The sequence below is a fragment of the Amycolatopsis sp. NPDC114484 genome (assembly GCF_055633755.1).
In genome coordinates this window covers 14,313-33,620 of sequence record NZ_JBVKDQ010000041.1, presented here as the reverse complement: position 1 = coordinate 33,620, position 19,308 = coordinate 14,313, and the positions used below count along the sequence as shown (strand labels likewise).

The 19,308-nt window shown below is 69.1% G+C and carries 22 protein-coding genes; 13 read left to right on the top strand and 9 right to left on the bottom strand.

Features of this window, described 5'->3' with window-relative positions; genetic code table 11:
* Nucleotides 1-47: 47 nt before the first annotated feature.
* The 5 genes from ACZ7SW_RS44365 to ACZ7SW_RS44345 all read left to right on the top strand — a co-directional run bounded on the left by ACZ7SW_RS44365 (nucleotide 48) and on the right by ACZ7SW_RS44345 (nucleotide 5,163).
* The gene (locus ACZ7SW_RS44365) at nucleotides 48-860 is read left to right on the top strand and encodes a helix-turn-helix transcriptional regulator (protein WP_470236388.1); all 813 of its coding nucleotides are present in this window, start codon (nucleotides 48-50) and stop codon (nucleotides 858-860) included.
* Between the two features lie 160 nt (nucleotides 861-1,020).
* Nucleotides 1,021-2,601, top strand: a complete 1,581-nt coding sequence (locus ACZ7SW_RS44360; RefSeq protein ID WP_470236387.1) for an ABC-F family ATP-binding cassette domain-containing protein — start codon at nucleotides 1,021-1,023, stop codon at nucleotides 2,599-2,601.
* A gap of 139 nt (nucleotides 2,602-2,740) precedes the next feature.
* On the top strand, nucleotides 2,741-3,202 hold the full coding sequence (locus tag ACZ7SW_RS44355) for a GNAT family N-acetyltransferase (protein WP_470236386.1): 462 nt from the start codon (nucleotides 2,741-2,743) through the stop codon (nucleotides 3,200-3,202).
* 66 nt (nucleotides 3,203-3,268) lie between these two features.
* A complete protein-coding gene (locus tag ACZ7SW_RS44350; RefSeq protein ID WP_470236385.1) occupies nucleotides 3,269-4,294 on the top strand; it encodes an NAD(P)/FAD-dependent oxidoreductase in 1,026 nt (341 codons plus the stop codon).
* Nucleotides 4,295-4,305: 11 nt separating this feature from the next.
* The gene (locus ACZ7SW_RS44345; RefSeq protein ID WP_470236384.1) at nucleotides 4,306-5,163 is read left to right on the top strand and encodes a sigma factor; all 858 of its coding nucleotides are present in this window, start codon (nucleotides 4,306-4,308) and stop codon (nucleotides 5,161-5,163) included.
* On the opposite strand, the gene ACZ7SW_RS44340 is transcribed toward ACZ7SW_RS44345, so the two are convergent.
* On the bottom strand, nucleotides 5,150-5,791 hold the full coding sequence (locus ACZ7SW_RS44340; protein ID WP_116201039.1) for a TetR/AcrR family transcriptional regulator: 642 nt from the start codon (nucleotides 5,789-5,791) through the stop codon (nucleotides 5,150-5,152). The two genes, ACZ7SW_RS44345 and ACZ7SW_RS44340, sit on opposite strands and share 14 nt — an antisense overlap.
* 80 nt (nucleotides 5,792-5,871) lie before the next feature.
* Between ACZ7SW_RS44340 and ACZ7SW_RS44335 the strand changes: the two genes are divergently transcribed.
* The 3 genes from ACZ7SW_RS44335 to ACZ7SW_RS44325 all read left to right on the top strand — a co-directional run bounded on the left by ACZ7SW_RS44335 (nucleotide 5,872) and on the right by ACZ7SW_RS44325 (nucleotide 8,508).
* The gene (locus tag ACZ7SW_RS44335) at nucleotides 5,872-7,347 is read left to right on the top strand and encodes a flavin-containing monooxygenase (RefSeq protein ID WP_470236383.1); all 1,476 of its coding nucleotides are present in this window, start codon (nucleotides 5,872-5,874) and stop codon (nucleotides 7,345-7,347) included.
* A 61-nt stretch (nucleotides 7,348-7,408) separates the two neighbouring features.
* Nucleotides 7,409-7,942 (top strand): RDD family protein, encoded by a 534-nt coding sequence (locus ACZ7SW_RS44330; protein ID WP_470236382.1) that lies wholly within the window; start codon nucleotides 7,409-7,411, stop codon nucleotides 7,940-7,942.
* Complete coding sequence (locus ACZ7SW_RS44325; RefSeq protein WP_470236381.1) at nucleotides 7,939-8,508, top strand: hypothetical protein; 570 nt, start codon at nucleotides 7,939-7,941, stop codon at nucleotides 8,506-8,508. The genes ACZ7SW_RS44330 and ACZ7SW_RS44325 overlap by 4 nt, the downstream gene beginning before the upstream one ends.
* Here ACZ7SW_RS44325 and ACZ7SW_RS44320 read toward each other — a convergent pair.
* Genes ACZ7SW_RS44320 through ACZ7SW_RS44310 form a run of 3 tightly spaced genes read right to left on the bottom strand, consistent with a single transcriptional unit; the run spans nucleotide 8,505 to nucleotide 10,574 of the window.
* Nucleotides 8,505-9,239: an ABC transporter permease gene (locus tag ACZ7SW_RS44320; protein WP_470236380.1), complete on the bottom strand. Its 735-nt coding sequence runs from the start codon at nucleotides 9,237-9,239 to the stop codon at nucleotides 8,505-8,507. The genes ACZ7SW_RS44325 and ACZ7SW_RS44320 overlap by 4 nt on opposite strands.
* Nucleotides 9,236-9,949, bottom strand: a complete 714-nt coding sequence (locus ACZ7SW_RS44315) for an ABC transporter ATP-binding protein (protein ID WP_470236379.1) — start codon at nucleotides 9,947-9,949, stop codon at nucleotides 9,236-9,238. Before ACZ7SW_RS44315 ends, ACZ7SW_RS44320 begins: the two co-directional genes overlap by 4 nt.
* Before the next feature lie 49 nt (nucleotides 9,950-9,998).
* Nucleotides 9,999-10,574, bottom strand: a complete 576-nt coding sequence (locus ACZ7SW_RS44310) for a TetR/AcrR family transcriptional regulator (protein WP_470236378.1) — start codon at nucleotides 10,572-10,574, stop codon at nucleotides 9,999-10,001.
* Nucleotides 10,575-10,720: 146 nt separating this feature from the next.
* Here ACZ7SW_RS44310 and ACZ7SW_RS44305 point away from each other — a divergent pair, with 146 nt between their 5' ends.
* Complete coding sequence (locus ACZ7SW_RS44305) at nucleotides 10,721-11,344, top strand: response regulator transcription factor (protein WP_470236377.1); 624 nt, start codon at nucleotides 10,721-10,723, stop codon at nucleotides 11,342-11,344.
* Nucleotides 11,345-11,349: 5 nt separating this feature from the next.
* Here ACZ7SW_RS44305 and ACZ7SW_RS44300 read toward each other — a convergent pair whose 3' ends face one another.
* The 5 genes from ACZ7SW_RS44300 to ACZ7SW_RS44280 all read right to left on the bottom strand — a co-directional run bounded on the left by ACZ7SW_RS44300 (nucleotide 11,350) and on the right by ACZ7SW_RS44280 (nucleotide 15,721).
* Nucleotides 11,350-12,090, bottom strand: a complete 741-nt coding sequence (locus tag ACZ7SW_RS44300; protein WP_470236376.1) for a helix-turn-helix transcriptional regulator — start codon at nucleotides 12,088-12,090, stop codon at nucleotides 11,350-11,352.
* Between the two features lie 181 nt (nucleotides 12,091-12,271).
* Nucleotides 12,272-13,477, bottom strand: a complete 1,206-nt coding sequence (locus tag ACZ7SW_RS44295) for an ABC transporter permease (RefSeq protein ID WP_470236375.1) — start codon at nucleotides 13,475-13,477, stop codon at nucleotides 12,272-12,274.
* Nucleotides 13,474-14,172, bottom strand: coding sequence for an ABC transporter ATP-binding protein (locus tag ACZ7SW_RS44290; RefSeq protein ID WP_470236374.1), 699 nt, complete (start codon nucleotides 14,170-14,172; stop codon nucleotides 13,474-13,476). The genes ACZ7SW_RS44295 and ACZ7SW_RS44290 overlap by 4 nt, the downstream gene beginning before the upstream one ends.
* Entirely contained in the window at nucleotides 14,169-15,218 is a 1,050-nt protein-coding gene (locus ACZ7SW_RS44285) for a peptidoglycan-binding protein (protein ID WP_470236373.1), read from the bottom strand. The genes ACZ7SW_RS44290 and ACZ7SW_RS44285 overlap by 4 nt, the downstream gene beginning before the upstream one ends.
* Nucleotides 15,215-15,721 (bottom strand): hypothetical protein, encoded by a 507-nt coding sequence (locus ACZ7SW_RS44280; RefSeq protein ID WP_470236372.1) that lies wholly within the window; start codon nucleotides 15,719-15,721, stop codon nucleotides 15,215-15,217. Before ACZ7SW_RS44280 ends, ACZ7SW_RS44285 begins: the two co-directional genes overlap by 4 nt.
* A gap of 99 nt (nucleotides 15,722-15,820) precedes the next feature.
* On the opposite strand from ACZ7SW_RS44280, the gene ACZ7SW_RS44275 reads away from it, so the two are divergent.
* The 4 genes from ACZ7SW_RS44275 to ACZ7SW_RS44260 are packed head-to-tail and all read left to right on the top strand — an operon-like array spanning nucleotide 15,821 to nucleotide 19,302.
* Nucleotides 15,821-17,077: a sensor histidine kinase gene (locus tag ACZ7SW_RS44275; protein WP_470236371.1), complete on the top strand. Its 1,257-nt coding sequence runs from the start codon at nucleotides 15,821-15,823 to the stop codon at nucleotides 17,075-17,077.
* Between the two features lie 42 nt (nucleotides 17,078-17,119).
* Nucleotides 17,120-17,782 carry a response regulator transcription factor gene (locus ACZ7SW_RS44270; RefSeq protein WP_470236370.1) on the top strand — a complete coding sequence of 221 codons (663 nt, stop codon included), beginning with the start codon at nucleotides 17,120-17,122 and terminating at the stop codon, nucleotides 17,780-17,782.
* Between the two features lie 48 nt (nucleotides 17,783-17,830).
* On the top strand, nucleotides 17,831-18,220 hold the full coding sequence (locus tag ACZ7SW_RS44265) for a hypothetical protein (protein ID WP_470236369.1): 390 nt from the start codon (nucleotides 17,831-17,833) through the stop codon (nucleotides 18,218-18,220).
* Entirely contained in the window at nucleotides 18,166-19,302 is a 1,137-nt protein-coding gene (locus ACZ7SW_RS44260) for a PucR family transcriptional regulator (protein ID WP_470236368.1), read from the top strand. Before ACZ7SW_RS44265 ends, ACZ7SW_RS44260 begins: the two co-directional genes overlap by 55 nt.
* Nucleotides 19,303-19,308: the final 6 nt, after the last annotated feature.

The window sequence follows — 19,308 nt, the reverse complement described above, 5'->3', positions numbered from 1 at the left end:
CGGGCGAATATGCTGGTATCACCACTACCCGGACCGGAGAGGAACGCATGTCATCCGCGGCACGCCGACGCGCTCTCGCGGACTTCCTGCGTTCGCGGCGCGACCGGCTCACCCCGGCCGAGGTCGGTCTCCCGGCCGGGCCGCGGCGGCGCGCGCCGGGACTGCGCCGGGAGGAACTCGCGCAGCTGGCCGGGGTCAGCGTCACCTGGTACACGTGGCTCGAACAGGCGCGGGACATCACTGTCAGCAGGCAGGTGCTGGCGAGTCTTGCCCGGGAACTGCGGCTTTCCGAGACGGAGCGGCAGCATCTCTTCGCCCTCGCCGAGGAACCGCCGGACCGCGTGCCGGAGTCCTCTCCGCAGACGCTGCAGGGCATGGTCGACGCACTGGACCCGAATCCGGCGTACGTGCTCGACGCGCATTGGGACTTCGTGGCGTGGAACCGCGCCGAGGCCGCGTTGATCGGCGATCCGGCGTTGTTGCCCGATGCCGAACGGAACCTGCTGTGGCTGGTGTTCACCGTGCCGCGGATCCGCACGCTGCTGGTCGACTGGCCCGGCCAAGCCCGGAATCTCCTCGCGCAGTACCGCGCCGACGCCGCCAACCGGGCCGAGGATTCGCGTGCGGCCGAGCTGACGCGGGCGCTGCGCGAGGCGAGCCCGGAGTTCGGCGAGTGGTGGGCCGCCCACGACGTCGCGCCGTTCACCGGGAACCGGCGCGTGTTCGACCATCCGCGGGCCGGGTTGCTCGCCTTCGACTACGTCAAGCTGTCCACGATGGACGACACCGGCCGGAAGCTGTTCGCCTGCTTGCCCGCCGATCCCGGCACCGCCGCGAAACTCCCGTCGCTCGCGGCGTGAAATTCGGATGCGCACCGCCGGGAAGATCCTTATCCTGGCGATCGTGATACAGCACCAGCTCTACCTCTGAGGGAGCACCGCCTCCACCGGTACCGCGCGCGTTCGCGGCACCGGCCCTCGTCCTTGCTGTTCATCACGTTTCTTCGGAGGCATTTCCCTCATGACATCTCCGCTTTCGCCTGCGCTCGTGCGCACGGCGCACGTCCGGCTGTCCGACGTCCACGTCGCCTTCGGCGGCGCTCCGGTGCTCGCCGGGGTCGAGCTGGTCGCGGCGGCCGGCGACCGGGTCGCCATCGTCGGCGAGAACGGGCGCGGCAAGACCACCCTGTTGCGCGTGCTGGCCGGGACCCAGCCGGTCGACCGCGGCGAGGTCCGCCGCGCGGGCACGATCGGCGTCGCCGACCAGCAGCTTCCCTTGGGAGACCAGGAAACCGTCGGTGACCTGATCGACCTCGAACTGGCCGCGGTACGAAACGCATTGTCCTGTTTGGACGCTGCGACGACCGCGCTCGCCGAAGGGCGGCCCGGCGCGGACGACGCGTTCGCCGCCGCGCTCTCGGACGCCGAAGCCCTCGACGCCTGGGACGCGGACCGGCGGGTCGAGGTTTCGCTGGCCGCGCTGAACGCGGTCGACGATCGAAGCCGCCCGCTCGGCACGTTGTCGGTCGGGCAGCGGCATCGGGTTCGGCTGGCGTGCCTGCTCGGCGCGGGACATTCCGTGCTGCTGCTGGACGAACCGACCAACCACCTCGACGCGTCCGGTCTGGCGCACCTCACCGAACGGCTGCGCGCTTACCCGGGCGTGGTCGTGCTGGTGAGCCACGACCGTGCGTTGCTCGCCGACGTCGCCACGTCGGTGCTGGACCTCGACCCGTCGAGCGACGGCCGTCCGCGCGGCTATGGCGGCGGCTATTCGGCGTACGTCGAGGCCAGGCAGGCCGAACGGGCCCGATGGGAGGCGCTGCACGCCGAGCAACTCGCGGAACGGCAGCGTCTCGCGGACGACCTTTCCGCCGCACAGAACCGATTGCGCGACAACTGGCGTCCGGAAAAGGGCCACGGCAAGCACACCCGCGCGACTCGGGCACCCGGCTTGGTCCGAGCTGTGCACCGTCGGCAGGAGGATCTGAGCGCGCACGTGGTGGCTGTTCCGCCGCCACCGGCGCGGTTCGTCATGCCGGAACTGCCTCAGCACCAAGGAACAGTCGCGCTGCGGGCCGCCGGGGTGACCGTCGCCGGACGGCTGGACCACCCGGTCGACCTGACCCTCGGCGGCGCGGACCGGCTCGTCGTCACCGGCCCGAACGGGGCTGGGAAGTCGACGTTGCTGGCGGTTCTGGCCGGGGCGCTGGAGCCGACGTCGGGCACCGTCGCGAGTGGACGGTCGGTACGGATCGGCTGGCTGGGCCAGGAATCCGATCTCCCGGGCAGGCGCACCGCCGCCGAACTGCTCGAACAACGGTTCCCGGGCTCGGCCGACCCGGGCTTGCTCAGCGGCTACGACCGGCACCGTCCGATCGCCGAGCTGTCGACTGGAGCCAGGCGGCGGCTGGATCTGGCGCTGGTGCTGGCCGCGCGCCCGCAGGTCCTGCTGCTGGACGAGCCGACGAACCATCTGTCGGCGACGCTGGTCGACGAGCTGACCGCTGCTCTGCAGTCGACTCCCGCCGCGGTGGTGGTGGCCACACACGACCGGCAGTTGTTGCGCGACACGGCTTCCTGGCCGCGGTTGGCGCTCTAGGTCGCTCACCCTCCGGCAACCTTCCGTGAGGGCCACCCTGAGGGACTCTGATTCCCTCAGGGTGGCCCTCACGAACCGCGCAAGCCCGCGAGGTACGCGAGGTAACAGCGGTGAAACATCCGCAGGGCAGTCTGGGGCCATGTCTCTGCTGATCGAGCGTGCTGACTTCGCGGACCCGCAGCTCCGGCGGTTCTTGCAGGCACACTTGGACGACCTCGCGCCCACCTCCCCAGCCGAGAGCAGGCATGCCCTCGACCTGGCCGCGCTCCAGCGTCCCCACGTCCGGCTCTGGACTGTCCGGGACGACCGGCACCTCGTCGGCACCGCCGCACTGGCGACGCTGGAGCCACGGCACGAGGAGCTGAAAAGCATGCGCACCGACCCCGCCCGGCGCGGGCAAGGCATCGCCCGATCCCTGCTGGACTATCTGCTCCAAGACGCGAAAAACCGCGGCATCGAACGGATCTCCCTGGAGACCGGCAGCATGGACTTCTTCGCCCCGGCCCGCGCCTTGTACACGCGAGCGGGCTTCACCCCTTGCGCGCCCTTCGGAAGCTACCGGGACGACCCGAACAGCACCTATCTGTCCCGTCTCATCTGAAGCTGTCACAGATTTTCCGCGACCGGTGTCCATCCGCTGAAAGACGTCCAAGCGGAGGAGGACAGCATGCCCACGACAGTGCTCGGCGCGGGATACGCCGGGGTCATGGCAGCGAACCGGCTCGCCGGACGCGGCGAGGAAGTGGTGCTGGTCACCCCGGACCCGTGGTTTGTCGAGCGAATCCGGCTCCACCGCGTGGCGACCGGCCTCCGGGAAAACGCCCGGCTCGGCCTCGGGACCGTCCTGAACCCCGCCGTCGAGGTCATCCAGGACACTGCGATCAAGATCGGTGACGACAAGGTCCAGCTAGCCTCCGGCGAGAACTTGCCGTACGACACCCTCGTCTACGCGGTCGGATCCGGGGCCAGCCACCAAAACGGCACCTACCGGATCGTCTCCGAGCACGAAACCGAGCGGCTCCGCACCGCCCTCGCCGAAGCACCGGACGCTCCGGTCACCATCGTCGGCGCGGGCCTGACCGGGGTCGAACTGGCCGGGGCGCTCCGCGAGGCTGGGCGTGCGGTCAAGCTGGTCTCCACCGTCCCGGACCGGCGCGCGATCCAGGCGCACCTGCGGTTTCTCGCCAAACAAGGGGTCGAGCTCCAGGTCGGCCGCGTAGACCCGGCCGAGCTCGACGGCCTCGTCGTGGAGACCACCGGATTCACCATGCCGGACCTCGCCGCCGATTCTGGACTGCCGGTGGACGAGTTCGGCCGGTTGCTGGTGGACGAGCAGCTGACCGTGCCCGGGCATCCGAACATCCTCGGCGCGGGCGACGCCGTGCACAGCTCCTTCCGCGCCGCGTGCGCGACGGCGTTGCCGATGGGCGCGCATGTCGCCGACGTCATCTCCGCGCGCCGCGAAGGACGGGCCGGGAAACCGTTCCGGATGGGCTACGTGCTCCAGTGCACGGATCTCGGCAGCGGACGCGGCCGGGTCCAGTTCCTGCACCCGGACGACACCGAGCGCGCCCTCGCGATCGACGGGCGGGCAGGCGGGCTCGTCAAGGAGACGATCTGCCGGATGACCGTGCGATGGCTGACGCAGGAGCGGGATCGCGCGGGCCGCTACTCGTGGCCGGCGGGTGCTTAGACTTGACCGTTATGGATCACGGTGCCGTCTTCACCGCGCATCGGTCGACGATGCTCGCCGCCGCCTTCCACATCACCGGATCGCGCTACGACGCGGAGGACGTCGTGCAGGACGCGTGGGAGACCTGGTCCCGCGTGGACCTCGACACGGTCCGCACCCCGCACGCGTTTCTGTCGGTGATGGTTTCGCGGCTGGCGCTCAACGCGGTCCGCGCGCAGCGGCGCCGACGCGAGGACTATCCCGGTCCCTGGCTGCCGGACCCGGTGGTCGCAGGGGATTCGCCGGAATGGGAGATGCTGCATCGCGACGGTTTGGGCCAGGCGCTCGATTTCGTGCTCAGCACGTTGAGCCCGGAGCAAGCGGCGGCGTACGTCCTGCGCAAGGTGCTCGACGTCGACTACCCGTCCGTCGCCGAGGTGCTGGAGACCACGCCCGCGGCGGCCCGGCAGCTCGTCTCGCGCGCGCAACGGGCGGTGACGTCGGCGATCGGCGATTCCTTGCCAGATCAGGGAAATCGCGATGCCGAGGCACTGGCGAAGCTCGCCGACGCGGTGCTGTCCGGCGAGATCGACAAGGTCGCCGCACTGATCGCGCCGGACGCGGTCCTGTACTCCGACGGCGGCGGCAAGGTACTGGCCGCGCGCAAACCGTTGTTCGGCCCGGACCGGATCGCGCAGTTCCTCATCGGAATCTCCACTATGGAGGACGTGACGATCGTGCCGGCCATCATCAACGGCGGCGCCGGCGCGGTTTTCCTGCAGGACGGCAAGGCGACGACCACCGTCACCGTCCGCGCGAGCGAAACGGGCGTGTCGACGCTGTGCTTCGTGCGCAACCCCGACAAGCTGACCGGCGTCACTCTCGTCTAGCCGCGATCCCGTCGTACATCATCCGCCGCACGGCCTCGCTCAGCCGGCGCTGCTCGTCGGGATCCGGGTTGCGCAGCGAGGCGATCGCCGACGCCAGGATCATCCCGTTGATCGCCCGCGCGCTGTTGTCGACGTCGAGGTCCGCGCGCAGGTAGCCGAGTTCCACGCCGTGCGACAGGTACGCCGCGGTCAGCTCGGTGGCCAGCTCGAAGAAGTCCAGCACCCGGGCCGCCATCGCTTTGTCGATACCGGCCGCTTCGAACAGCAGCAGCCGAGGCACGCGCGGGTCCTCGCCGAAGATCTGCGCGAGCGCGTCGCCGATCCGGGCGGTCTGCTCACGGTAAGCGTCCAAAGTAGACACCGCGTCCGGCGCGTTCTCCGCGGTGAGCGCGGTGACGATGCGAGCGACCAGGTCGTCGATGACGTGGTCGACGATGTCGCGCTTGTTCTGGAAGTAGCGGTAGAAGGTGCCGTGCCCGATGCCGAGCTTCGTGGCGATGTCGGAGATGCCGGTGGCGTGGTAGCCGAGGTCGGCGAAGCAGTCGAACGCCGCGTCGATGATCTCGCGGCGCAGTTCCTGTTTCTTGCGCTCGGCTCGGGTGGTGCGGGCGCTCTCCTGGGCTGTCACGCACTGCAGTGTATTGCCATGCCCGCCGAAGTGACATACCGTTCCGTTACTGACAAGTAATTCCGGACGAGAGGTCGGACATGGACGCGCAGTACGACGCGGTCATCGTCGGCGCGGGCTTCGGCGGCATGGGAGCGGCCATCCAGCTCCGCCGTCTCGGCTACCGCGACCTGCTGATTCTCGACCGCGAGGACGATCTCGGCGGGACCTGGCACGTCAACCGGTACCCGGGGCTGGCCGTCGACATCCCGTCGTCCACCTACTCGTACTCGTTCGAACCCAATCCGTACTGGTCACGGCTGTTCGCGCCGGGCGCGGAGCTGAAGAAGTACGCCGAGCACGTCGCGGACAAGTACGGCCTGCGCGGCTCGATGCGGTTCGGCACGGTGGTGACCGGCGCGACCTGGGACGGCTCGAACTGGCGGGTCAGCATCGAAGGCGGCGAGACGGTCACCGCGAAGTACCTGCTCACCGCCACCGGGTTCCTGTCGCAGCCGAAGATGCCGGACATCGAGGGCATCGACCGGTTCGCGGGCAAGGTCATCCACACCACCGCGTGGGACGACAGCTACGACCTCGCCGGCAAACGCGCCGCGGTGATCGGCACCGGCGCGACGGCCGTCCAGCTCATCCCGGAGATCGCCAAGGTCGCCGCGGAACTGACCGTCTACCAGCGCACGCCGATCTGGGTCAGCCCGAAGCCGGACTACGCCGTGCCGAAACCGCTGCAGCAGGCGTTCGCGAAGCTGCCGCTGGTGCAGCGCGCGGTGCGGCTGGCGGGCAGTTCCGTGCTGGAGCTGATGATGATCTCCGGCGTCGTGCAGTACAAGCAGTTCCGCGGCGCCAACCGGATCGCCGAACGTTGGTGCCGCGCGCACCTGTACCGCCAGGTCCGTGACCCCGAACTGCGCCGCAAGCTCACCCCGGACTACTCCTTCGGCTGCAAACGGCCGACGTTCTCCAACGACTACTTCCCGGCCTTCACCCGCCCGCACGTGCACCTCGAAACCACCGGCATCGAGCGGATCGACGAGACCGGGATCGTCACGGCGGACGGCAAACGCACCGAGGTCGACACGCTCGTGCTGGCCACCGGCTTCAACCTGTGGGACGTGAACTTCCCGGCGATCGAGATCATCGGGAAGGATGGCAAGAACCTCGGGAAATGGTGGCGGGACAACCGGTTCCAGGCCTACGAGGGCGTGACCGTGCCCGGGTTCCCGAACCTGGTGTCGCTCAACAGCCCGTATTCCTACAGCGGGCTGTCGTACTTCACGACCATCGAATGCCAGATGAAGCACCTCGACCGGCTGTTCAAGGGGATGCGCGCACGCGGCTCGGACGTGTTCGAGGTGACCCAGCGGGCGAACGACGAGTTCCTCGGCCGGATGAAACACAAGGTCGGGCACTCGGTGTTCGCGCTCGGCCAGTGCGCGACCGCCAACAGCTACTACTTCAACCAGCACGGCGAGGCGACCCTGCTGCGTCCGACGTCGACGATCAGCGCGCACCGGGAGGCGGCGCGGTTCCCGCTGGAGGATTACAGCTTCGCCTGAGCCGAGGGTGATTTACGCCCGCCTGGGGAACCCGTGGCTCGCGCGCGGCGTCGAGAATGGCGTGAAGACTGAGCAAGACGCCATGGCCCGCCTCCGCACGCAGGCCGAACCCGTCCTCGGCAAGGGCGCGGCGGCGCGGATCCGTGCGTTCGAGAACGGCGAGCTGTACGTCGAGGCACGCACCGCTTCCACGCTCTGGGCTTGGCTGGTCGACTTCCTCCTGGTCACCGGCGTCTCCGCGGCCGCGGCGGCGGCGTACTACTTCAAGTCGAACGCCTTCGACGCCGCGGTCGGGGCGAGCGTGATCGGGGTGGCGGGGCTGATCGTGGTGCCGCTGCTGTACGGCTGGTTCTACGGCAACGGCCGCGGCCTCGGCGCGCTGTTCAACGGCATCCGCCTCGTCCGGCTCCGCGACGGCGGCCGGATCGGGCTCGGCAAGGCGGGCTGGGCGATGCTGATCCGCACGCTCGGGTTCGTGATCATCGCGCTCGGTGTGCTGAACGGAGACACCACCGTCGGGAACGGGGTGCGCACGCACCTCGACATCCGCGAGACCGAGCGGCTTCGCGCGGCCGGTTTCGTCCGGAAGCCGTGAGCGGGTACCAGGTCCGCGCGGTCGCGGACACTCCCGAACAACGGCTGCGCGACTACACCGTCCGGCTGCAGGCGATCGTCACCACTCGCCGGGTCTACCGGGTGATGACGGCCAGCCTCGCCGGGCTCTTCGGTGTCAGCGGGCTTCTGGTCGGAGTGCTGGCCCACTCCGCCGCAGGCGGGTTCAGCCTGGCGGGCGGTGGAGTCTTCTTCGCGGTCCTGTGGCTCGGCGGAACGCTGATCTGGCGCAGCAGGCCTGCGACCGAACGCGCGTTGAAACCGGGTTCGCACCCGCCCGCTGGGCGTACCCCGGGGAATGTGCGCGGGGCTTTCTTTGCCGCAGCGGGAATGGGCCTTCTTGCCGCAGTCGTATGTGGACTGTCCTTTATGTCCAGCAACCCGCCGGACGCCGTGCTGAAGCTGGCGATCTTCGGGCTTGGCACCTTCGCGGTCTTCGCCGTTTTGTTTGTCCCGCCCGGATATGTCTACGCGCAGTCAGACCAGTACTTCGCGAAATGGCTCAACCGCAACCGTGCGGCTTACGAGGTGGCGGCGAGGCGACTCTAAGGCGTACGACGGCGCAGCGTCGCCGCCCCAAGGCCCAACGCCAGCACCGCGCATCCCAGCACGATAAGAATGTTGCGGGTCAACGTCATCGTCCACTCCGCGCTGTGCGTCACCTGAGTCAGCGCTTCGACGGCGTAGGACAGCGGCATCACGTCCGACAGCCAGTGCAGCACCCAGCCCATCTCGTCGCGTGGCTGGAAAAGCCCGCACAGCAACGTTTGCGGCAGCACGAACAGCGGCATGAACTGCACGGCCTGGAACTCGCTCGTCGCGAACGCGCTCACGAACAGGCCCAGCGCCATGCCCAGCAACGCGTCGAGCGCGGTGATCAGCAGCAGCGACCACACCGAACCGGCCACCGACAGCCCGAGCCACCACAGGCTGACCGCCGCCGCGACCGCCACCTGCAGCACCGCGACCAGCCCGAAGGCCAGCGCGTACCCGGCGAGCAGGTCGAATTTCCCCAGCGGCATGGTCATCAGCCGTTCCAGGGTGCCCGCGGTGCGCTCGCGCAGGGTGGTGATCGAGGCGATCAGGAACATGATCACGAACGGGAACACGCCGAGCAGCGCGGGCGCGATCCGGCTGAACACCTCGGCCGAGTTGAACACGAAGCGCAGCAACACCATCAGCAGTGTCGGCACGAGAATGAGCATGACGACGGTGCGTGGATCGTGCCGCAGCTGGGCGAGAATCCGGCGGGTGGTGGCGAGAGTGATCGAGACAGTCATCGCTGAGCCTTCACCAGGTGCAGGAACGCGCGTTCGAGGTCTTGTTCACCGGTGGCCGCGCGCAGGGCGTCCGGCGAATCGTCGGCGAGCAGCGCGCCGTCGCGCAGCAACAGCAATCGGGTGCAGCGGGCCGCTTCGTCCATGACGTGGCTCGACACGAGAAGCGTGGTGCCGTCCGCGGCGAGCCGATGGAAAAGGTGCCACAAATGCTCGCGCAGCAACGGATCCAGGCCGACGGTCGGCTCGTCGAGCACGAGCAGTTCGGGTTTGCCGAGCAGCGCGACGGCGAGGCTGGCCCGGCTGCGCTGGCCGCCGGAGAGCCTGCCGACCAGCGCGTCGGCGTGCGAACCGAGGCCGACCTGTTCGATCGCGTCTTTGACCGACCGGGACGGTGCGCCCAGCACCGAGGCGAAGTAGCGCAGGGATTCGGTGACCGTGAGGTCTGCGTAGACGGCCGGCGCCTGCGTGGAGTACCCGATCCGCTTGCGCAGCAGGCGGCTTCCGGCCGGTTCGCCGAGCACCGTGACCGTGCCGCCGTGCGTCAGCTGAACGCCGACGACCGCGCGCATCAGCGTGGTCTTCCCGCAGCCGCTCGGCCCGAGCAGCCCGGTGACCGAACCGGCCTCGACGCGGAAGCTCACGTCGCGCAGCACTTCCCGGCCACCCCGGACGACCCGCAGGCCGTCGATGACCAGCGCGGAATTAGTCATGCGTTTAATTCTGCGCGCGCGGAATTTCCCTGTCAAGCGGAGACGCAGGTCAGGGCCGGTCGACGTACTGCTGCACGGCGGGCGCGATCAACGCGAGGACCTCGTCGTGACTGGCCCGGGCGAGGGGGTCGACCTGGATGACGTAGCGGACCAGGGCGAGCCCGACGAGCTGGGCGGCGATGCCGGTGACCCGCAGGGGCGGGATGTCGAGGGCGTCGGCGATCTTGTCCAGCAGCGCGCCCTGGATGAAACCGCGCAGCATGTCCGCGGCCTGTTCGGTGGTGGAGACCGAACGCAGCACGCCGAAGAACGCGTCGCGCGAGTCCGGGGTTTCCCAGAGCGTCAGGAACAGCCGCACGAGCCGTTCGCCGACCTCGGCGCGCGGGCCGTCGAGGATCGCGGCGACCACGACGCCGGGGTCGGCCGGAAGGTGCAGCGCGGTCGCGAACACCTGGTCTTTGCTGCCGAAGAAATGGTGCACGAGCGCGGGATTCACGCCCGCCTCGGCGGCGATCGCGCGGATCGTCGCGCCCTCGTACCCGTTCCGGCCGAACAGGTCCCGCGCGGCGGCCAGAATGGCCTCCCGCGTTTCGGTCTGCCCGGGGCGGCGTCCCGTCCGTGCCATCGGCGTCCTTTCGTCCTCCCCAGTATCGCGGGACCATGGGCGGTACAGCTGGCTGTACCTGATCTTTACCCCGCGCGGGATCGCCGGTCGTCCCGCCGGGGCCCTAGATTCGGCAATCCGGGAGGACCGGCGGCGGGGGGAGTGGGATGAACGGGGCGGCGGTGCACGAGGAAGCGGTCCGGGTGCTGATTCAAGCTTCGGATCCCCTTACCGACACTGGGATCCGGAGCTGGCTGCAGGCGAGACCGGAATTTTCCGTCGTCGCCGACGAGGTGGACGTGATCATCGTCGCCGCCGAACTGTTGTCGGTGGAGGCGACGTCGGCGTTGCGCGGGCTGAAGGCCACTGTGGACGCTCCGGTCGTCCTGCTCGTCGACGAGGAGACCGCGGGCGCGGCGGTGCTGACGGCGGTGGAGTGCAACGTGGTCGCCCTGCTGAACCGCGAGCGCACGTCGAGCGAGCAGCTGGCCGCCGCGGTGCTGACCGCTTCTCGCGGCGGCGGAATCCTTCCCCCGGCGGCGTTGGGAACGCTGCTCAGCCATTTCCGCCGGCCGATGGAGCCGTGCCCGACGCACAGTTCCGGGCTGACGCAGAGGGAAATCGACGTGCTGCGCCTGCTGGCCGATGGCCTCGACACCGCCGAAACCGCGGAGAAAATCAACTTCTCCGAGCGCGCGGTGAAGAAAGTCATCCACGATCTGTCGCAGCGGCTGGACTTGCGCAACCGGACGCACGCGGTCGCCTACGCGCTCCGGAACGGCGCGATCTGAAGCGTTCAGATGATGCCCGTCCGCAGCGCGTACGCGACCGCGTGCGAACGGTTCCGCAGATCGAACCGCACCAGCAGGGTGCTGATGATGTTCTTGATCGTCCGCTCCGAATACGACATCCGGTCGGCGATTTCGACCGTTCCGAAGCCGTCCGCGAGCAGGCCGAGGATTTCCACCTCCCGGCTCTGCAGCCGGTGCCGGTCGAGGAAGCCCCGCGGATAGCGGGCCTCGCCCTCGCTGGCGCGGAACTCGTTCGTCAGCCTGGTCGCGCGGACCTCCTCCGGTTCGGCCGCCGGCGCCCGGGCGGCCAGCGCGTCCAGGATCTTCTCGCGCGTCGCGGAACCGCGGTACAGCACGGCGGACAGGCCGAAGCCGCCGAGCCTGCTCAGTTCTGCCTTGTCGATCCGGTCGGCGACCAGCACCGCGCGCACGTCCGGCGCGAGCGCCGCCCGGCGGATCCGCGCCAGGTCGAGCAGGGTTTTCTCGCGGACCTCCGGCACGATCACGAGCAGGACGTCCGCGCGCGGGACCTCGCCGGCCGCCATCACGGCGTAGCGGGGCGAGGCGCGCAGGTAGGCGGCGGCGCCCTCGCCGCTGATCGGGTCGTTGGCGATGATCGCCACTCGTTCGGGCAATGCGCTCATGTCAGCTCGCAGACCAGTCGTTCCCGGCGGCAGCGCCGCGTCCTTCTCCTCCGCCTCGAGGCGAGGATCCGCGATCCGGCGCGCGGGATCGATCCCCCGCACTGCCGGGACGCGGTAGTGCCTGCGGTACCTCGGCAGGCCGGAGTCGATTAGGAACTCAATTGAACGTTAGTACTTGTAACCGTAGTTGCACCATAGCACTAGACGGGAGTCCAGTGTTTATTCTTGCCCGCACGACCGGGTAGCGTTCGGACGGCCCGGTCCGCCCCGGGCCGTCCGAGGTTCAGGCCAGGGCCTGAGCAGGGGGAAGCCGCGTGGCTCGCATCGCCGGATACGCCCCGGCGATCGCGCCGACCGCGGCCGAGACCGCCACCCCGCCGGCCAGCGCGGCCGGCGGCAGCACCGCGGGCCAGCCCTGGCTGAGCGCGTAGCCCGCCGTCGCGCCGACCCCGAGCACCACCCCGACCAGCCCGCCCAATCCGGACAGCAGCACCGATTCGGCGAGGAACTGCCCGCGGATCTGGCCGCGGGTCGCGCCGAGCGCGCGGCGCAGCCCGATCTCACGACGGCGTTCCAGCACCGAGATCACCATCGTGTTCGCCACGCCGACGCCGCCGACCAGCAGCGCCACCCCGCCGAGGCCGAGGAACAGCGCGCCGTAGGTGTTCTTCGTCAGCTGCTGCGCGGCGAGCGCGTCGGACGGCCGGTCGACCGCCACCTCGTTCGGCGCGGCCGGGTTGATCGTCGCGGCGAGCACCGAACGGACCGCGTTGACCTGCGCTTCCCGGGCGCGCAGGTACACCGTGCTGGGGTGCCCGTCGAAGCCGAAGACCTGCTTGGCGACGTCCCAGCCGAGCAGCACCGAACGTTCGACCTCCGGCGCGAGCGGCGTCGGGGCGAGAATCCCGACGACGCTGAACCACGACGAGCCGATCAGGATCTGCGGCGGCCGGGCGGGGTCGAGGTGGTCGATCCCCAGCCGCGACGCCGCTTCCGAGCCGAGCACGACCGCCGGGAACCGCTGGTTCGCCGGGCCGAGGAACGTTCCCGTCCGGACCTTCCCGCCGAGCACCGGCAGCAGATCCGGCCGCGCGGCGAACACCGAGACGCCCGCCGAATCGTCCTTGCCGACCCGGTCGTTGCGGTACACCTTCGCGTTGACCTTGCCGACCTCCACCGCGCCCTCGACCGGCGCGATCCGCCGCACCATCGGGACGGCCGAGTCCGGGAGTTTCGCCGATCCGCCCAGGAGCGTTTGACCGGCTTCGGCGCGCAGCAGGTTGGTGCCCATCGCGGCGAGTTTGTCTTGCAGCGCTTGGTCCGCGGATGCCGGGATGGCGAGTACCGCGACCATCGCCGCGACGCCGATGGCGATGCCGAGCGCGGACAGCATCGCGCGCAGGGGTCGGGTACGCATCCCGTGTGCGCCAAGGGAAAGCAGGTCGGCGGGACCGAGCCGGTTCGGGCTGGGCGGCGCGGGCGCGGTCATCGCGGTGCTCCCGCGAGATCGGCGGCACCGGTATCCAGGCGGAGTTCTCCGTCGAGGATTTCGATCCGGCGCGGCATTCCGGCGGCGATCTCCCGGTCGTGCGTGATGAGCACGACCGTGGTGCCGGTGGCGTTGAGCTCCGCGAGCAAGGACAGCACTGCCGCGCCGTTTCCGGTGTCGAGGTTCCCGGTGGGTTCGTCGGCGAGCAGGATCGGCGGCGTGTTCACCACCGCCCGTGCGATCGCGACCCGCTGCCGTTCGCCGCCGGAGAGTTCGCCCGGCAGGTGACCGGCGCGATGGCCGAGCCCGACCCGGTCGAGTGCCTCCAATGCTCTCGCCCGCCGTTTCCGCTTCGGAACCCCGCTGTACAGCAGGCCGCCGCACACGTTGCCCACTGCGGTTTCCCCGTCGTCGAGGAAGAACTGCTGGAAGACGAACCCGATCCACCGCGAACGCAGCGCGGCGAGTTTGCGGTCGGACAGCTGCGCGACGTCGTGCCCGCGGATCTCGACGCGGCCCTCGGTCGGCCGGTCGAGCGTGCCCATCAGTTGCAGCAGCGTGGATTTGCCCGATCCGGAGGGCCCGACGATAGCGACCATCTCGCCGTCCGAAAAGGACAGTGAGACATTCCGCAGCGCGGGCACGTTCCCGCCGTAGGTGCGCGACACCCGATACGCGGCCAGCACAGGGATCATGACGTGGTCACCACCCGCTGGCCCGCGTGCAGACCGGCCGCCTTGACCTCGACCTGGCCACCAGCGAACAGTCCGGTCTCGACGCCGATCAGCCGCCGCTTGCCCTGTTCGTCGACCTCGACCGCGTACCCGCCTTCGGCGAGCGCGACCAGCGCGCCGACGGGGACCACCAGCACGTTCCGGTGGACCTGCTTGGTGAACCGCACAGAGACCGGAACGTCGATGACGTCGCCGGTGGCGGCCGGGTCGTCCATCCGGATCTGGACGGTGACCTTGGCCTTGCCGTTCTCCTTGTCCTCCGCGGCGGTGTTGCCGACGTCGGTGATGGTGCCGGTCAGCGTGCGGCCATCGAGCGAGACGGACACCTTCGCGTCCTTGACCGCGACGCTCTGCTTGGTCGCGTCCAGTTCGGCTTCCACGACGCGTGCCGTCCCGGTGTACTTGAAGATCTCGCCCGCGCCCGGCCCGCCGAGCTGCCCGGTCACCGCCGATACCCGGATTTCGCCGGGGGCCAGCACGACGTCGGCCGGATCGAACGACCCGGTCTGTTCCCGGCCGAGCGACTTCTGCCAGCGTTTGAGCGCGGTCGCGGTCGCTGCGGTGAACTTCTCGTCCGGAGTGCCGAAACCGCTGTACCCCAAAGCTTTCAGATTCTCCTCAAGCTCCTTGACGTCCGGTCCCTTATCCACGCCGTCGTTCAATACCCGGTAGAACGGCAGGCTTCCGTAGAACAGCGGCACCGGTTTCACGTCCACTGTGTACGCCGTCTTGCCGCGCCCGAGCACGTCGCCGCGCGCGGGCAGCCAGGTCACCGTGCCGTTCTTCTTGCCGCCCAGCATGGATTCCTTGCCGTAGCCGAGTTTCCCGGTCGCGTTCTCCTCTTCCTTCAAGTCCGATTTGGTCACTTCGGCGGTCGCTACCGGCTTCGCCGCCGTGGCCGTTTCGCCACCGGAGGCGACATGCGTCAGTACGACCGCCGAAGTCGTGCCGACCACGACGACAGTCGCTCCAGCGGCGAGGAACCAGCGTGCTCGTTTTACGGTCACTTTCCGGCCATTCCCATTCCGCACGCCTTGAGCGCTTCCTCGAATTTCGTTCCGTCGTCCTTCATCGGAAGCGCCCGCGCGCCGCCGTCCGCGTCGGGATCCGGCATGTCGACGCCGTGCTCGCGCATGCATTTGGCGTCCTTGCGCGCCTTGTCCAGCTCCTCCGGGGTCAGCTTCTTCGGGATTCCGCCGCCGGGCAGCAGCTTCTTGCAGGATTCGAGCGCCGCGGTGGTTGCGGGGTCGTTGGACAAGTTGATGCTCGGGGCCTCGTTCTCGCCCGGATCCGGCGTGTCGACGCCGTGCTCGCGCATGCATTTCGCGTAGTTGCGCATCGCGTCCCGGTCCGCCGCGGGATCGGCTTTCCCGGCGGCGGCCCCCGGTTCCGGACTGGCCTTCGGGCTGGAGATCGACGGCACCTGCGGCGCGGTGTCCCCGGACGAGCACCCGCTGAGCAGCGCCAGCACCAGTCCGGCCCCGACGGCCGCCAGACGTGCTTTCCGCATCGGATTCTCCTTCGCTCGAGCGGGTGGTTCCCGCCGGTGGCCCAGTAGTACCGACGCGGCGATACAGGCCCGTTAAGCGATCTTGTTTATCCTCTCTTTATGCCCGGATCCGACAGACTCCTCGGCAGCGACGACCTGGGAGGATCCTTGGCCGAGAAGAGCGCCGCCGCGCGCCGGGGGCCGCTGCGGCTGTCTGTGCGGACCCGGCTCACCGCGCTGTACGGCGGGTTCTTCCTGCTGGCCGGAATCGTGCTGGTGGTGGTGACCTACGTCGTCGTCAGCAACGAACTGCCGGCGCCCGCGCAGTATCTCGGCGACGGGGTCTCGCTGAAACTCGGCCAGGTGATGTCCGCCGAACCGCTGCCTTCGGCGGCGTCGTGGAGCGCGGTCCCGGCGGATGCCGCCTCCGCTTCGGCGGAGCGGGTGGCCACGGCGGTGCTCACCGATTACCGCAGCTCGACAATGTCCACTTTGGTCCTCGCCTCGGCGATCGCGCTCGTGGTCACGGCTGCGCTGGCGTTGCTGTTCGGCTGGTTCATGGCCGGACGCGCGCTGCGGCCGTTGCACACCATCACCTCGACCGCGCGACGGCTCGAAGCCGGAAAACTCGATCAGCGGATCAATCTCGACGGCCCGCGCGACGAACTGAAGGAACTCGCCGACACCTTCGACAGCATGCTGGACCGTCTCGCCGGTTCGTTCGACAGCCAGAAACGGTTTGTGGCCAACGCTTCGCACGAATTGCGTACGCCACTCGCGGTGCAACGCACGCTGATCGAGGTCGCGTTGGAAAACCCCGACGCCGGGCCGGTGCTGACCAAACTGGGCGCGCATCTGTTGCGGACCAACGAACGCAGCGAACGGCTGATCGAGGGATTGCTGGTGCTCGCGCGCAGCGATCGCGGACTCAGCGCCCGGGCCCCGGTACGACTGGACAAAGTGGTCCGTTCGGTCGTGAAACTCACCGCCGCGCAGGCGAAAGACGCTGGCATCACGGTGGAAACCCGGCTGCGCGCGCGGACGGTGATCGGCGATGCGGTGCTGCTCGAACGCCTGGTGCTGAACCTGGTGAGCAACGCGATCAGCTACAACATCCCGGATGGCTGGGTGTCGATCACGATCGGCGCGACGCCCGCGTTGAGTGTGCGCAATTCCGGGTCCAATGTGGATGAAGAGGCGGTCGCGGGCCTGTTCGAGCCGTTCCGGCGGGGGAAGCCGGATCGCACCGGTGCGGCGGACCATTCCGGGCTGGGGTTGTCGATTGTGCGTTCTGTCGCTCGCGCACACGACGGGGAGGTGTCGGCGCGGGCCAATCCGAACGGCGGGCTGACGGTCGACGTGCGGCTGCCCGCCTGATCCTTATCTCGCCTTTATCACGGTTCAGGGCATGATGATCGAATGCGGGTACTGATTGTCGAGGACGAGCCGCTCCTGGCCGATTCGATCGCCGAGGGGCTGCGCCGCTATTCCATCGCGGTGGACGTCTGCTACGACGGCGGCGAAGCGCTCGAACGCGTCGCCGTGCATTCCTACGACGTCGTCGTCCTGGACCGGGACCTGCCGACGGTGCACGGCGACGAGGTCTGCGCGGCGATCGTCGACGCCGGCGGCGAGACCAGGGTCTTGATGCTCACCTCGGCCGCCGACGTCACCGATCGCATCGACGGCCTGAACCTCGGTGCGGATGATTACCTGACCAAACCGTTCGTGTTCGCGGAGCTGGTCGCCCGGGTGCACGCGCTGGCTCGCCGGGCGCGTCCGGCGTTGCCGCCGGTGCTGGAGGCGGCCGGTCTGGTGCTGGACCTGCCGCGGCATCAGGCATCACGTGATGGCCGGTTCTTGCCGTTGTCTCCCAAGGAGTTCGCGGTGCTGGAGGTGCTGATGCGCGCGGGCGGGACGGTGGTGAGTGCGGAGCAGTTGCTGGAGAAGGCGTGGGACGAGCACGCTGATCCGTTCACGAACACGGTGCGGGTCACGGTGATGACGTTGCGGCGGAAGCTGGGGCTGCCGCCGGTGATCGAGACGGTCGCCGGTGCCGGGTACCGGCTGGCGTCTGCCTGACCGTCAAGCTGGCTTAGCTTGACCGCCTCGGTGGCGGAGGAGGGTCTGGTGCCGGAGCGGACTGGGCGGAGACCGGCTGGGGCAGGGCTCGCGATCGGGTTCGCGGTGCTGCTGGCCGTGCGCGAGACAGCGTTCCTGATCTGGCCGCTGGCCACCGTGCGGTCCGTCCCGCCGGACAGCAGCTGGGACGCGCTGTCGCTGACCACGAGGTATCTGCCGACGGAAGACGGCACCAGGTCGATCAGCGTGCTGGGCGGCCTGGTCAGTCAGGTTTTGTGCGGAACCTGCTGTTTGGCTGGCGCGATGCTTGTGGACGAAGTAGGTCCGCTACCGCGTGCGCGAGCGCTATGCTGGGCGCACCTCGTCTTCAGGAAATCGTCGCCATGCGTAGCGGAGAAACCAGGGCTGTCCTGGAACGGCTGCTGCCCCGGGTGCTGACCGGGGTGCGCAACGAGCTGGACGCCACGATGGCGGTGCACGGGCCAGGAGCGCTCGCGCTCATCCCGCGCTCGATCGAACTCATCCGGTTCGGCGCGGATCTCGCCTTCGATTGTGTGCGGGCCGACCAGAATGTCGACCCGGAAACCCTTTCCCCGTACGAAAAGTTCGGCCAGGTCGTGGCCGACGGAGGGTTTTCCGCGGATTCGCTGCGGCTGGGCGTCACCACGAGCTACACCGCCGCGATGCGGATCGCGCTGGCCGAAGCGTCCGTGACCGATCGGGCCACGCTGATGCCGCTGGTGATGTGGTCGGCTCAGCTGGGCCCGCTGGTCGAGGACGCCGAGCTGGGCGCGTTTTTCGACTGGCACCAGCAACGGGCGGAAACCGGGCGGTACCGCGAACAAGTGATCCGCAGCCTGCTGAGCGGCTCGGCCGCCGGGGTGGGCTCGCGTGCTCCGGCGCATCTGATTGCCTTGGTGTCCCCGGCGGATTCGCGCGGCGACACCGCGGGCAAGCTGGCCCGGCTTGAGCGGACACTGCTCGAAGGCGGCGCGTTAGTGATGGCGCGCAAGCATTTCGTCGTCTTGCTGCATCCCTTGCCGGGGTTCGACGGGCTGGGAATCCGGGTGCCGGAGCACTCGTTGGTCCCGGCTCTCGGCGCGCTGGGCCCGGGCGTCCAGGTGGTGCTGGCCAAAGGGCGCACGCAGGAACTTCTCGGCGCTTTCCGGGAAGCGGTGACAGTTTGGCGGTTGGTACGCAGTCGCGGCTATCCGGCCGGTTTTTACGACTTGTCGCAGGTGCTGGCGGATCGGCTGGTGTCGGCCGATCCGGACCTCGCGACGCGGTTGTCCGCCATGGTCGCGCCGCTGGCCGATTCGCCGGTGCTCGTGAATACCTTGCGCGGCTGGGTGCTCGGCAACGCTGACCGGCGGCGAGTGGCTGCCACGTTGCACATTCACCCCAACACTCTCGACCGCAGGCTCCGGCACATCGAGCAGCGCACCGGGCTGTCGGTGAGCGGCTATCACGAGCTGCATTTGCTGCACCTGGCTCTCGCCGCGCTGTCCGCGCGCCAGTGAACGCCG

Coding starts and splice junctions, on each gene's coding strand:
- ACZ7SW_RS44365 (WP_470236388.1), top strand. CDS start 48: ATGTCATCCGCGGCACGCCGACGCGCTCTCGCGGACTTCCTGCGTTCG.
- ACZ7SW_RS44360 (WP_470236387.1), top strand. CDS start 1,021: ATGACATCTCCGCTTTCGCCTGCGCTCGTGCGCACGGCGCACGTCCGG.
- ACZ7SW_RS44355 (WP_470236386.1), top strand. CDS start 2,741: ATGTCTCTGCTGATCGAGCGTGCTGACTTCGCGGACCCGCAGCTCCGG.
- ACZ7SW_RS44350 (WP_470236385.1), top strand. CDS start 3,269: ATGCCCACGACAGTGCTCGGCGCGGGATACGCCGGGGTCATGGCAGCG.
- ACZ7SW_RS44345 (WP_470236384.1), top strand. CDS start 4,306: ATGGATCACGGTGCCGTCTTCACCGCGCATCGGTCGACGATGCTCGCC.
- ACZ7SW_RS44335 (WP_470236383.1), top strand. CDS start 5,872: ATGGACGCGCAGTACGACGCGGTCATCGTCGGCGCGGGCTTCGGCGGC.
- ACZ7SW_RS44320 (WP_470236380.1), bottom strand. CDS start 9,239: ATGACTGTCTCGATCACTCTCGCCACCACCCGCCGGATTCTCGCCCAG.
- ACZ7SW_RS44315 (WP_470236379.1), bottom strand. CDS start 9,949: ATGACTAATTCCGCGCTGGTCATCGACGGCCTGCGGGTCGTCCGGGGT.
- ACZ7SW_RS44310 (WP_470236378.1), bottom strand. CDS start 10,574: ATGGCACGGACGGGACGCCGCCCCGGGCAGACCGAAACGCGGGAGGCC.
- ACZ7SW_RS44305 (WP_470236377.1), top strand. CDS start 10,721: ATGAACGGGGCGGCGGTGCACGAGGAAGCGGTCCGGGTGCTGATTCAA.
- ACZ7SW_RS44295 (WP_470236375.1), bottom strand. CDS start 13,477: ATGACCGCGCCCGCGCCGCCCAGCCCGAACCGGCTCGGTCCCGCCGAC.
- ACZ7SW_RS44290 (WP_470236374.1), bottom strand. CDS start 14,172: ATGATCCCTGTGCTGGCCGCGTATCGGGTGTCGCGCACCTACGGCGGG.
- ACZ7SW_RS44280 (WP_470236372.1), bottom strand. CDS start 15,721: ATGCGGAAAGCACGTCTGGCGGCCGTCGGGGCCGGACTGGTGCTGGCG.
- ACZ7SW_RS44275 (WP_470236371.1), top strand. CDS start 15,821: ATGCCCGGATCCGACAGACTCCTCGGCAGCGACGACCTGGGAGGATCC.
- ACZ7SW_RS44270 (WP_470236370.1), top strand. CDS start 17,120: ATGCGGGTACTGATTGTCGAGGACGAGCCGCTCCTGGCCGATTCGATC.
- ACZ7SW_RS44260 (WP_470236368.1), top strand. CDS start 18,166: ATGCGTAGCGGAGAAACCAGGGCTGTCCTGGAACGGCTGCTGCCCCGG.